Raw genomic sequence first — 12,118 nt, forward strand, 5'->3', positions numbered from 1 at the left:
GCATGGTGCTGCCGGGGCGGGGCGCCCGTCCGGCGACCGGCTCAGTTCAGCGCCCGGCTCGCCGCCAGGTACGTGGTCACGAGTCCGCGGGCCCAGTCGCCGGAGGCGGGCTGCGCGTCGAAGATGGCGCGGTAGTACAGCGGGCCGAGCAGGAAGTCGACGGCGCTCTCCACCTCGGGTGTCGCGCCGCCGCGCGAGCGCTCGCGCTCGATCATCGCGCTGAGCTGCTCGCGGCGGTCCGCCGTGCAGGCGCAGCCGCCCTCGGGCCCGGAGCCGATCGTGGCGCGCATCAGGGCGAGGGTGTCGGGGTCGGCGAGGTCGGTGGCGACGTCCGACATCCACCGCTCCAGGTCACCGGCGAGCGACCCGGAGTCGGGTACGACGACATCGCCGCTGAAGCGGCTGGTGGCCACGTCGTTGAGGAGCTGGGCGGCCGAGCCCCAGCGCCGGTAGACGGTGGTCGCGTGGACACCGGCGCGAGCCGCGACGTTGGGGATCGTCAGCGCCTCGGCGGGCTCCTCCGCGAGGAGTTCGGCGACGGCGCGGTGCACGGCCGCCCGCACCTTCGCGGAGCGGCCGCCGGGGCGTGCTGGAGCTGAGGCGTCAACCATGGAGGAATTATCGCACTGATCACTGCGTTAGTGGTAGCGTCCTTAACGCATCGATCACTGCGTTTGGAGTCCGTCGTGCCCGGTCCCTCCCTGTCCGAAAGCCTGCCCTCGGCCACCGGCCCGACGCCGCCCCGAAGTCCGGTACCGACGCCGGGCCGAAGTCCCGTCCCGACGGCGCCCAGTAGTCCCGTACCGGCTGCGGGTCCGGCGTCGCCCGGGAGCCGCGCGTCGTCCGCGGCCGGGATATCCGCACCCACCGCCCCGCCCGCCATCGGCAACGGCAGCCGTCGGCGTGAACTCGGCCGTCCGGCCGCCTTCGCCGCCCTCGCCGCCGTCTTCGTGCTCTTCATGGCCGCCTCCAGCGCGCCGTCCCCGCTCTACGTCGTCTACCAGCAGCAGTGGCACTTCTCCGCCACCACCCTCACCACGGTGTTCGCCGTCTACGTGCTCGGGATGATCGCGGCCCTGCTGGTGCTCGGCGCCCTCTCCGACCACCTCGGCCGCCGCCCGGTCCTGCTCTTCGCCACAGCCCTCGAAGCGGTGTCGATGGTCCTGTTCCTGACCGCACCCGACGTCACCGTGCTGCTGGCCGCTCGGCTGGTCCAGGGCATCGCCACCGGCGCCGCCATGACCGCCCTCGGCGCGGCGCTCGGCGACCTCAACCCGGCCCACGCGCCGCACCGCGCCGGCGTCGTCACCGGCGCGGCGCCCGCCTTCGGCCTGGGGCTCGGTTCCCTGGGCTGCGGTGTCCTCGTCGAGTACGGACCGCACCCCACCCGGCTGGTGTACCTGCTGATCCTGGCCGGCCTGGTCGTCGCCGGTGCCGTGCTCCTGGCACTGCCCGAGACCTCGCTCCGGCGGCCGGGCGCCGCCCGTTCGCTGCTCCCCCGCCTCAGGATCGCCCCGCACCTGAGGGCGGACCTGGCGGGACTGGTACCGATCCTCGTCGCGAGCTGGGCGCTCGGTGGTCTCTACCTCTCGCTCGGTCCCTCCGTCGCCGCCGGTCTGTTCGGTCTCTCCAGCCATGTCGTGGGCGGACTCGTGGTCACGCTGCTGACCGGCCCCGCCTTCGTGACCGCGCTCGCCCTGCGCGGCTGGCCCGCCCCGCGCACCCTGGCCCTGGGCGCGAGCCTGCTGCTGGTCGGTACGGCCGTCGCCCTGGTCGGGGTCGAGGAGCACTCCCTCGTCACCGCGGCGCTCGGCACCGTGATCGCGGGGGTCGGCTTCGGCGGCTCCTCGCTCGCCGGCTTCGCCACCCTGGCCCGGATCGCCGCCCCCGCCGAACGCGGCGAACTGCTCTCCGTCGCCTTCGTCATCTCGTATCTCTCCTTCAGCGTGCCGGCGGTGATCGCCGGGACCGCCGCCACGCACGCGGGGCTGCACGAGACGGCCGTCGTCTACGCGGCGACGGTCGCCGCGCTCGCCGCCCTCGCCCTGCTCGCCCAGTGGCTCCGCGCCCACCGCACCCCCGAGCCGCGGACCTGCCCGCAGTCCTGACACACGGCAGGGCCGGGCCCCGGCACGGAATTTGTGCCGGGGCTCATTCGGCGTTGAGCCGGAGCCCTTTGGTGACGACGGCGTGGGCGACGTCGCGCAGGAGCTGGTCGTGGGTCCAGGCGTGCGCGCGAAGCCGCAGGAGCGCCTGGTCGATGGGGACGTGCAGGTGGACGGAGGTCATGCCCGCGGCCTGGTGGACCTCGGCTCGCAGCAGGTCGTACGCGCCGGGGGTGGGCAGGCGCAGGCGCTCGGCCGGGGTGTCCAGGAGAGGCCGGAGCAGGGTCTGGGCGAGGACGGTGAGGGTGGCGAGACAGTCGGGGGTGAAGGGGTCGGGCGCGGTGCGGTAGGCGGTGAGGACGGCGGGGGCGATCACGCCGAGGCGCAGCGGGACGGCGGCGACGGCGCGGGCCGCCGTGGTGCGGGGGACGGCCTCAATGAGCGCGGGCCAGCGGGGGGTGTCGTGCAGATCGGTGACGGTCACGGGGGCGGCGCCGTGGGCGGCGTCCACGGTGGGGCCCTCGCCGAGGGTGTACTGGAGGTCCTCCAGGGGCGGGCCGATCGGGTCGTCGGGGTCGGCCCACAGCAGTTCGAGGGCGCCCCGGGCGGAGACCAGGGTGAGGGTCAGCGAGTCGGCGCCCACGCGCGGGGCGATGGCGGAGGCGGAGAAACCGGTCAGCCCCTCGCCGGTGCGTCCGGCACGGCGCAGACTGTTCAGCAGCCGGGTGAGGTCACTTCCGGGCATGGCGGACCCCCGGGGGATGCGGGTGCCCGCAGGTGGCGGGCGGCCACATCAGAGGTCCTGGAGCAGTGCGTCGGGGATGTCTCCGAGGGCCACGCGGGTCGCGAGGGCGGTAAGTTTCTGCTGGTGGGCGCGGGCATGGGCGCGCAGCAGGGTGAAGGCTTCGTCGATGGAGAGGCCGAGCCGGGCGGACAGCACGCCCTTGGCCTGCTCGATGACGAGCCGGCTGTCCAGCGCGGTCCGCAACTGGTGCACCACTTGCTCCCTGGTCGAGACCTCGTGGCGGTGGGTGAGCGCGATGGTGGCGGCGTCGGCCAGCAACCGGGCCAGGGCCAGGTCGCGGTCGTCGGCGTAAGGGGCCCTGGTCATCAGGAGGTTGAGCGCGCCGAACATCAGGTCGGGGGTGTGCAGGGGCAGCGCGGCGACCGCCGTGATGGTCTTGGTGAGGGCGCGGGAGGTGAAGCGGGGCCAGCGGGTACTGGCCTCGCGGCTGGTCAGCAGGGTCACGGGCAGTGGGACGCGGGTACGGGCACTGTCCAGGCAGGGGCCCTCGTCCAGGTCCAGCTGGTCCTGTTCCAGGCGGCGGCAGGTCTCGTCGGAGGCGGTGAGGTAGGCGATGTCGCCGTCCTCGTCCAGCACGGTGATGCCGACGCCCCGGACGGGCAGGAACGCGGCGGCGTGCGCGGTGAGGTCGTGCAGGAGTTGCAGTACGTCGAAGTCGGCCGGTCGGTGAACGAGTTCGAGCACCGCCTGCGACAGCTGGAGCTCACGTTCGGTGATCATGGACGGCCCGCCAATCCGGGCAGTGCACTCGCCTCGCAAAGCCGGCGGGGACCGGGCCGCGCTTGGGGAGCGGGATACGAGGGAGGTCCGCGATGGACCACTGATTCGCCCGCTGACGGGTCCGGTGCCGTCCTCCTCGCCCCTCAGCCGACCCGTCCAAGGCCACCACGGCGTCTGCTTCCACCCAGCCGGGGCGGTCTCACGGTGCTGGGTCCACGCTACTGCGCGAGGGCACCGCGGGACAGCGGCGGGCGAGCTCCGCCGGGCCTCTTCCCGCGCTGCCGGGCCTGTTCCCGCGCTGCCGGACCTCTTCCCGCGCTGCCGGACCTCTTCCCGCGCTGCCGGACCTCTTCCCGCGCTCCGGCGGCGGCGGTTGCCCCTTGGCAACGCCCTAAGCCCCTGGCTCGGCGGTGTCGTGATCAGCGCGGCCCGGGCTGCACCGCCCCGCTGTACGTGGGCGCCGCGATCGTGACGCTCGGCCTCGCCGTGATGGTGGTGACCGCGCGCACCGGGAGCGCCGTACCCCGTCCGTCGGCCGCCCCGCCTGCGCCGACCGATCCGCGTGCGACGGCCGGTCCGCGTGCGGCAGGACGGTCCACGTGCGGCAGGACGGTCCACGTGCGGCAGGACGGGGGACGTGCGGCAGGACGGGGGACGTGCGGCAGGACGGGGGACGTGCGGCAGGACGGGGGACGTCGGCAAGGAGCGCGCCGGTAGCAGCGATCGGGTGCGGCTCCACGGCTTCCGGCCCGCGGCGGCCCGGCGCACCCGGGCGTCGCCGCTACGCGGGGCGCGTCACCCCTGGTCGTGGACCGCGGCCAGGGCGATCCCCAACGGCGTGCGCTCGTACAGGACTTGATGGCCGTAACGTCGCGAGACGAGCAGTCCGGCGTCGCGCAGGGTCGTCAGCTGCGCGGACACCGACGAGGGGGCGAGTCCGAGCCGGTGGGCGAGGGCGGACGTGGTGGCCGGGTCGTCGAGCGCGGTCAGCACGGCGGCCCGGCCCCGCCCGAGCAGCCGGACGAGCGCGTCGGGCACGCGCGCCGCGGGCTCGGCCGCCAGACCGCCGATGCCGCGGGCCGGGTAGACCAGCGTGGGCTGCCAGGGCGGCTCGTAGCTGCACATCACGTCCGGCCAGCCGAAGACGCTCGGCATCAGCACCAGTCCCTGACCGCCGAGATGCCGTTCGTGCTCGCCCCGCCACTCGACGGTCAGCGTGCCCGCGTGCCAGCCGCAGCGGCTGCTGATCTCCGGCAGCAGCCCGCCGAGGCCCAACTCGGCGAGCCGCCGGGAGTGGAAGGCTATGTCCGCCTCGAGCAGGGCGCGCAGCCCGGGCCAGTCGGGCTCGACGAGAGTGTGCCAGACCTCCTCCAGCAGACCGGACAGCTCCTCGATCATCCGTACCGGATCCGCCAGCCAGACCCGGCCCCGGGGCGAGTCCAGCGCGCCGGGCGTGTCCGCGAGCGAACGGGCGGTGTCCGCGCGGGCGGCGTCCGGATCGGCGGCCCGGACCGCGGCGATCTCCTCCTCGAAGGTCGCGGCCGGCTGCCCGGGCGGCGGGCAGAGCCAGTCCGGGCTGTGTCCGCGGCGCGGCATGAGCAGCCACAGCGGGGTCAGGTCGAGCGCGGCGGCCGCGCCGCGGATCCGGCGCAGCCGGCGTACGTGGTAGCCGTGCCGCTCGGGCCGCTTGAGCGTGCGCACCAGCTCCTGCGTCTCCCACAACGGGGACAGCGCGAAACGGCACTTGAGGAAGTCGGCCTCCCCGAAGTGCAGACGCGACGGCATGGTCCCCCTCCTGGTGGAAGATTCGGCTCTGTCCGAAACTTTATGCGACACGGCTCCGGCCCAGCACGCTGCTGCTCATGCCCGACACCACCGAACCCGTGGGCGACACGGCCGCACCGCCCGCCGCACCGTCCGCACCGCCCGCCGCACCGTCCGCACCGCCCGCCGTACCGCCCGAACCCACCGGTTACGGCCGTGTCTTCGCCGTCCCCGAGTTCCGCGCCGTCTTCGCCGCGCACGCGCTGTCCCTGCTGGGCGTGGTCGTCAGCGAGATCGCGCTCACCGTCCTGGTGTACGGGCTCACCGGCTCACCGCTGCTGAGCGCGCTGACCTTCGCGCTGGGGATGCTGCCGTACGTGCTGGGCGGCACGCTGCTGTCCGGGGTCGCCGACCGGTACCCGGCGCGGCGGGTGCTCGTGGTGTGCGACCTGGTCTGCGCCGGGTGCGCGGCGGTGATGGCGGCGCCCGTCACCCCCGTCGCCGCGCTGCTCGTCCTGCGCTGTGCGATCGCCGCCGTGTCCCCGGTGTTCAGCGGGACCCGGACAGCCACGCTCGCCGACATCCTCGGCGAGGGGGACCTTTTCGTCCTCGGGCGCTCGCTGCTGCGGATCGTCTCGCAGAGCGCGGTCCTGGTCGGGTTCGGTCTCGGCGGTCTGCTGCTCACCGTCGTCTCCCCGCGCGGCGCACTGGTGATCACCGTGTGCACCTTCTGCTGCTCGGCGCTGTTGCTGCGCTTCGGCACCCGGCGCAGGCCCGCCCGGGCCGGCGGCGGGCAGCTGATGCGGTACTCGCTCGCGGGCGCCCGCCAGGTGCTCGGCGACCGCAGGACCCGCGCCCTGCTGCTGCTCCTGTGGGTGCCGCCCCTGTTCGTGGTCGCCCCGGAGGCGCTGGCGGTGGCGTACGCGGACGAGATCGGCGTCGGAACGACCGGCGTCGGGCTGCTGATGTGCGCGATGCCGATCGGCACGATCGCCGGTGAGGTGTACGCCGGGTCGGTCCTGGCGCCCGCCGTCCGGTCGCGGATCGTGCTGCCGCTCGCGTCCGGTGCCCTGCTGCCGCTGCTGGTCTACCCACTGGACCCGGGGCTCGTCCTGGTGCTGGTCGCGCTCCTGGTCACCGGCCTTGCCCAGGCGTACACCCTGGGGGCGGACCGCGGGTTCGTGGACGCCGTGCCCCGTGAGCTGCGCGGCCGGGCGATGACCGTGCACACTGCGGGGCTGATGACGATCCAGGGCGTCGGCATGGCGCTGGCCGGTGCCGCCGCCGAGGTGTGGCCGGTCGCCACGGTGGTCGGCGGGGCCGGGGCCGTCGGCACGGTGTGCTGCGCGCTCCTGGCCCTCGAGGTCCGCCGCACGGGACGGGCGGCCGACCCGGGAGCGGTGGAGCGGCAGCCGGAAAAGCCGGAATAGGGGGTCGCACGGCGAGCGAGGTCGTGTTCCGACGCGGACCCGCCGACGACGTCAGCTCCGGGTAACCGCGGCGGGCGCGGTGGAGCGGGGAGCGGCGGTGGTCATCAGCAGGACGGCCGCGAGCCCCTGGATGCCGATGATCATGGCCTGGGTCACGGGTGCGTGCACGTCCAGCAGCACCATCGTCAGGTTGGTCGCGAAGTGCACCGCCATGGAGGCGACCACGCCGGCGCGCTCGTAGGCGTAGGCGGTGAGCAGGGCCATCGGAATGGTGCTGACGGCGAAGAGCACACCGCTCGGGGTGGCCAGGCCCAGTCCCTTCTGGACGGTGCCCTCGATGAAGAACAGCGGCAGGTGCCACACGGCCCAGATGACGCCCAGCACCAGGCCGACCCGGAACCGGCCCATGGTCGCCCGCATCCTCGGGTACGCGGTGCCGCGCCAGCCCGGCTCCTCGGACAGCGGCCCGGAGACCAGGATGCCGACCAGGAACGTCGCGAGACCGCCGTACTCCGCCACGGTGTCCTTGGCGACCGCCGCGCTCGGCGCGGGACCGCCGCCCGCGTGCGCGATGACCGCGGCGATCAGTACGGTGCCCGACGCCAGCACCAGCATCAGGGGCGCCCAGAGCAGGGCGCCCCGCCCGGTCCGGACCGCGTGCGCGGGAGCGGGTTCCCCGCGCCGGCGGCGGCGGAGCCGTACCACCAGCGCGGCTGTCAGCGGGCCGAACGCCCCGAAGACGTAGGGCCCGTACGCGGGTCCGCCGTCCATCACCGAACCGCCGATGGCGATCGCCGCGGCCCAGGCCGCCCAGCTCACGAGGAACGCGAGGGACAGGAAGAGCGTGAGGTCGCGGCGGTGGCCGCCGGTGGTGGACCGGACGGGAGGAGTGGACGTAAGCGTAGCGGACATGGGCATGCCAAATAGACCTTCGTTCGAGGTGTCATGTCTGGGTGGATCTGGAAGTGAGAGGTGAGTGGCCGCCCGCCCGGCGGTCAGGGGGTGTGGGTGGCGGTGTGCTTCCCGGCCTCGGCCGTCGCTCCCCCGCCGTCCACGTTCGCGTCGGCGCCCGCGTCCGCGCCCAGCCGTGCGGCCAGCCACCGCGTGACCAGGGCCAGGACGCCGGGGTCGACCGGCGTGCGTACCAGGCGGGGGTAGGAGCGGATGCCGTGGTGCCCGGGGTCCAGGCGCAGGAGGTGGGTCAGGTCGGGTACGCGGTGGATCTCGGCCCCGCCCGGCACCAGGCGGCGGATGACGTCCAGGTCGCCGGGGTCCACCTGGATGTCCTTCGCGCCGGTGACCGCCAGGACGGGCACGGTGACGGCGGCGAGGTCGTCCCGGGTGTCGTGGACGAGCATCTCGCGCATCCAGCGCGCGTTGACGGGAAGACCCGCGATCCGCGCCATGTCGGTGCGGGTCTTCTTGATCCGGGCGAGGACACGGTTGCCCGCCGCGCCCAGCGGGCGCCGGAGCAGCCGGAGCGGGGCGGGCAGCCCGGACGCGACCGAGCGCGCCTGCCACCGCAGCGCGTCCTCGCCGACCCGGGCGAAGCCGGCCAGCAGCACCGCCGCCCGTACGTCCTCCCGTGCCGCCAGCGCCATGCCGTGCAGGGCGCCTTCGCTGTGCCCGACGACGGCGAGCGCGTCGGCGCGGATGTCGGAGCGGGCGGCCAGGGCGCGCAGCGCGGTGGCGGCATCGCGCCGGTTGTCGGTGAAGCCGGTCGTCCGCCAGTCGCCGGGGGTGCCGGCGACGCCGCGCCGGTCGTAGCGCAGGGTGGCGATTCCGGCGCCCGCGAGGGCGTCGGCCAGCGGCCGGGCCAGGTTCACGCGGAGTTTCGGGGTGTTGCCCTCGCGGTCCAGGGGGCCGGAGCCGTGCAGCAGCAGGACGGCCGGGTGCGGGCCCGGACCGGCGGGCAGCGTCAGGGTGCCGGCCAGCGGAATCCCGTCGTCGGTGGTGACCGTCATGTCGATGTCGGGCAAGGCTCTGCTCTCGCTATCGTCGAACGTCGCTATCGTCGAACGTCGTTGTCGTCATACGTCATGGTCGTCGTGAGGCGTGGTCTTCGCACGCCATTGATCTCAACTTCGAGAACGTTATCAGATGTGAGACCATGAAGTCATGCCGACCGCGAACCTCCTCCTCCACCCGGTCCGACTGCGCATCCTGCGCACCTTGCTCGGCGCCGGGGAGCTGACCACCGCGCAGCTGCGCGACCGCATGCCGGACGTGCCCGCGGCGAGCATGTACCGGCACGTCGCCGCGCTCGCCCAGGCCGACATCATCGAAGTGGTCCACGAACGGCCCGTGCGCGGCACGGTCGAACGCAGCTACCGGGTCCGCCAGGAGCAGGCGCTCGTGGACGAGGACGCCCGCACCACCATGACCAAGGACGACCACCGCAACGCCTTCACCGTCTTCACCGGCGCCCTGATGTCGGACTTCGAGCGCTACCTCGCGCGCGAGGACACCGAGCCCGCCCAGGAGGGCGTCCTGTACCGGCAGGGCGCGGTGTGGGTGACCGCCGAGGAGTTCGCCGCGCTGGTCGAAGAACTCGAGGCCGTGGTCGCCCGGCACACTCGTACCGAGCCGGGCGACGGCCGCACCCGCCACATCATCAGCCTCGTCCTCCACCCCGACAAAGCGGCCGGGACCGAGATGTCATAGCCGGGACCGAGACGTCATGGCCGGTAGCGGGACGTGATGGGCCGAGCAGGCGCGGCGGACGGTCCCGTACGAACCGGGTCCGCCCTTCCCGGGCGTGGGCCAGGTCCAGGAGGGAGTGGTCGTCCTCCTTGCGAGGGCGTCGAGATGTCCTCGTACCACCGCTGGATGGAGGTGGCCACCGTCGCCACCCCCGATGCTCCTGGGCCGGTGGACGGACGCGGCCTGACCGGAACCGGGGCCGCGCCGACTGGAAGCTCACGCGCGACCAGATGCTCGAAGAGCTCGGCGCCGGCTGGGTGCGGCTGCTCGGCCGCTGAGTCCCGTGCGGAAGCAGCCGGACCGGTGATACGGACAAAAGCCGGCCCGGTGATGTCGAGAACCCGTGACCGGCTCCGTCCCCGGTGCGTACGCGGCCACAATGGGCCGCACCCGCACCGAGGAGAACCCACGATGGCCAAGTACCTGCTGCTCAAGCACTACCGCGGCGCCCCGGCCCCGGTCAACGACGTACCGATGGACCAGTGGACGCCGCAGGAGGTCTCGGCGCACATGGAGTACATGCACGACTTCGCGGCGCGCCTGGAGAAGACCGGCGAGTTCGTCGACGGTCAGGCGCTCGCCCCCGAGGGGACGTGGGTCCGGTACGACGGCGAGGGGCGTCCACCGGTCACCGACGGCCCGTTCGCCGAGACCAAGGACCTCATCGCCGGGTGGATGGTGATCGACGTCGACAGCCACGAGCGCGCCGTCGAGCTGGCCGGGGAGCTGTCGGCCGCCCCCGGCGCGGGCGGGCAGCCGATCCACGAGTGGCTCGAACTGCGCCCGTTCCTCGTCGCGCCGCCCGCCGTCGCGCAGTGACCCCGCCGATGGACGCGCTCCTGCTCCGCAGCCTCACGCCGAGCGTGCTCGCCGTCCTCGTCCGCCGCGGGGCCGGCTTCGCGGCGGCCGAGGACGCGGTGCAGGACGCCCTCGTCGAGGCGCTGCGCGTCTGGCCGGACGACCCTCCGCGGGATGCGAAGGGCTGGCTGGTCACCGTGGCCTGGCGCAAGTTCCTCGACGCGACCCGGTCGGACACCGCCCGCCGCAGGCGCGAGGACCGCGTCGACGAGGAACCGGCGCCGGGCCCCGCGTCCGCCGTGGACGACACCCTCCAGCTGTACTTCCTGTGCGCCCACCCGTCGCTGACCTCCGCCTCCGCGGTCGCGCTCACCCTGCGCGCCGTCGGCGGGCTCACCACCCGCCAGATCGCCCGGGCGTACCTGGTGCCCGAGGCGACCATGGCGCAGCGCATCAGCCGGGCCAAGCGCACCGTCTCGGGTGTCCGTTTCGACCGGCCCGGCGACGTCGCCACCGTGCTGCGCGTGCTGTACCTGGTCTTCAACGAGGGCTACTCGGGCGACGTCGACCTGGCCGCCGAGGCCATCCGGCTCACCCGGCAGCTCGCCGCCGCCATCGACCACCCCGAGGTGGCGGGGCTGCTCGCCCTCATGCTGCTCCACCACGCCCGGCGCGCAGCCAGGACCGCGCCCGACGGCGGTCTGGTGCCGCTCGCCGAACAGGACCGGGGCCGGTGGGACACCCGGGCGATCGCCGAGGGCGTCGCCGTCCTCCAGGCGGCGCTCGCCCGCGACCGGCTCGGCGAGTTCCAGGCCCAGGCCGCGATCGCCGCCCTCCACGCGGACGCGCCCGAGGCGGCGGAGACCGACTGGGTGCAGATCGTCGAGTGGTACGACGAGCTGCTGCGGCTGACCGACAGCCCCGTCGTCCGGCTCAACCGCGCGGTCGCCGTCGGCGAGGCCGACGGACCGCGCGCCGGACTCGCGGCGCTGGCGGAACTGGACGACTCGCTGCCCCGCCACACCGCCGCCGCGGCCTACCTCCACGAGCGCGACGGCGACCTGGCGACGGCGGCCCGGCTGTACGCCGAGGCGGCCCACAAGGCGACCCATCTCGGCGAACGCGACCACCTGACGCGCCAGGCCGCCCGGCTCAACACCCGTCGGAGGCAGTGACGGACCCCGGGAGCCCGGCGCCCGCCCCGGTTCACCGGCGCGTCGGACGGGCCCGGTTCACCGGCGCCGCCGGACGGGCCGGATCTCCTCGGGCGCGGGGGCCGGTTCGATGACGCGCGACTGCACATGCTCGTACGCCATCGTCGTCTGTACGTCGGCCACCTCCCGCCGTTCGGTGAGGCGGTCGATGACGAAGGCGTAGACGCCGTTCACGTCCGGCACCGCGATGTGCAGGAGGAAGTCGTAGGCGCCGGAGGTGACGAACATGGCGACGACTTCCGGCAGTTGCTGCGCCCACTCCCGGAACCCCTCGATGACCGGCCGGGCCGGGGGCCGGATCCGTACCGAGATCAGCGCCTGCACCGGGCGGCCCGCCGCCTCCAGGTCCAGTACGGCGTGCCAGCCGGTGATCAGGCCGCGCTCGCGCAGGATCCGCACCCGTTCCAGCGATGTCGAGGGTGAGACGCCGGTCTTCGCGGCGAGCTCCCGGTTGGTCTGCCGTGCATCGTTCTGCAGCTCCCGCAGCAGAACCCTGTCCACCGCATCAAGTTCCACGATTACCTCTCCTCACCGTACGACGTGCGCTGCCCATCGAATCGAAGCGCACCACTGCCTAGC

The 12,118-nt window shown here is 74.0% G+C and carries 12 protein-coding genes; 5 read left to right on the plus strand and 7 right to left on the minus strand.

The window, feature by feature from the left end; translation table 11 throughout:
- Positions 1-41 precede the first annotated feature (41 nt).
- A complete protein-coding gene (locus tag ACFV6E_RS38055; RefSeq protein ID WP_385176761.1) occupies positions 42-611 on the minus strand; it encodes a TetR/AcrR family transcriptional regulator in 570 nt (189 codons plus the stop codon).
- 75 nt (positions 612-686) lie between these two features.
- Between ACFV6E_RS38055 and ACFV6E_RS38060 the strand changes: the two genes are divergently transcribed.
- Positions 687-2,108, plus strand: coding sequence for an MFS transporter (locus ACFV6E_RS38060; RefSeq protein WP_385468020.1), 1,422 nt, complete (start codon positions 687-689; stop codon positions 2,106-2,108).
- A 43-nt stretch (positions 2,109-2,151) separates the two neighbouring features.
- On the opposite strand, the gene ACFV6E_RS38065 is transcribed toward ACFV6E_RS38060, so the two are convergent.
- From ACFV6E_RS38065 to ACFV6E_RS38075, 3 genes are all read right to left on the minus strand, one after another.
- Positions 2,152-2,850, minus strand: a complete 699-nt coding sequence (locus tag ACFV6E_RS38065; protein ID WP_385176755.1) for an ANTAR domain-containing protein — start codon at positions 2,848-2,850, stop codon at positions 2,152-2,154.
- 48 nt (positions 2,851-2,898) lie between these two features.
- Positions 2,899-3,630, minus strand: coding sequence for an ANTAR domain-containing protein (locus ACFV6E_RS38070; protein ID WP_385176752.1), 732 nt, complete (start codon positions 3,628-3,630; stop codon positions 2,899-2,901).
- A gap of 795 nt (positions 3,631-4,425) precedes the next feature.
- Positions 4,426-5,415 (minus strand): DUF5937 family protein, encoded by a 990-nt coding sequence (locus ACFV6E_RS38075; protein WP_385468023.1) that lies wholly within the window; start codon positions 5,413-5,415, stop codon positions 4,426-4,428.
- Between the two features lie 77 nt (positions 5,416-5,492).
- Between ACFV6E_RS38075 and ACFV6E_RS38080 the strand changes: the two genes are divergently transcribed.
- The gene (locus tag ACFV6E_RS38080; protein ID WP_385468026.1) at positions 5,493-6,824 is read left to right on the plus strand and encodes an MFS transporter; all 1,332 of its coding nucleotides are present in this window, start codon (positions 5,493-5,495) and stop codon (positions 6,822-6,824) included.
- A gap of 51 nt (positions 6,825-6,875) precedes the next feature.
- Here ACFV6E_RS38080 and ACFV6E_RS38085 read toward each other — a convergent pair whose 3' ends face one another.
- Together ACFV6E_RS38085 and ACFV6E_RS38090 are read right to left on the minus strand one after the other, a co-directional pair.
- Positions 6,876-7,742: a CPBP family intramembrane glutamic endopeptidase gene (locus ACFV6E_RS38085; RefSeq protein ID WP_385468028.1), complete on the minus strand. Its 867-nt coding sequence runs from the start codon at positions 7,740-7,742 to the stop codon at positions 6,876-6,878.
- Between the two features lie 77 nt (positions 7,743-7,819).
- Complete coding sequence (locus ACFV6E_RS38090) at positions 7,820-8,803, minus strand: alpha/beta hydrolase (RefSeq protein ID WP_385468031.1); 984 nt, start codon at positions 8,801-8,803, stop codon at positions 7,820-7,822.
- 139 nt (positions 8,804-8,942) lie between these two features.
- On the opposite strand from ACFV6E_RS38090, the gene ACFV6E_RS38095 reads away from it, so the two are divergent.
- The 3 genes from ACFV6E_RS38095 to ACFV6E_RS38105 all read left to right on the plus strand — a co-directional run bounded on the left by ACFV6E_RS38095 (position 8,943) and on the right by ACFV6E_RS38105 (position 11,500).
- Positions 8,943-9,488 carry a helix-turn-helix domain-containing protein gene (locus tag ACFV6E_RS38095; RefSeq protein WP_385468034.1) on the plus strand — a complete coding sequence of 182 codons (546 nt, stop codon included), beginning with the start codon at positions 8,943-8,945 and terminating at the stop codon, positions 9,486-9,488.
- A gap of 450 nt (positions 9,489-9,938) precedes the next feature.
- Positions 9,939-10,346, plus strand: coding sequence for a YciI family protein (locus tag ACFV6E_RS38100; RefSeq protein ID WP_385468037.1), 408 nt, complete (start codon positions 9,939-9,941; stop codon positions 10,344-10,346).
- Positions 10,347-10,354: 8 nt separating this feature from the next.
- Complete coding sequence (locus tag ACFV6E_RS38105; RefSeq protein WP_385468078.1) at positions 10,355-11,500, plus strand: RNA polymerase sigma factor; 1,146 nt, start codon at positions 10,355-10,357, stop codon at positions 11,498-11,500.
- A gap of 57 nt (positions 11,501-11,557) precedes the next feature.
- On the opposite strand, the gene ACFV6E_RS38110 is transcribed toward ACFV6E_RS38105, so the two are convergent.
- Positions 11,558-12,055 carry an Lrp/AsnC family transcriptional regulator gene (locus ACFV6E_RS38110; RefSeq protein ID WP_385167981.1) on the minus strand — a complete coding sequence of 166 codons (498 nt, stop codon included), beginning with the start codon at positions 12,053-12,055 and terminating at the stop codon, positions 11,558-11,560.
- Positions 12,056-12,118 lie beyond the last annotated feature (63 nt).

The sequence above is a fragment of the Streptomyces sp. NPDC059785 genome, from assembly GCF_042732375.1.
GTDB lineage: Bacteria > Actinomycetota > Actinomycetes > Streptomycetales > Streptomycetaceae > Streptomyces.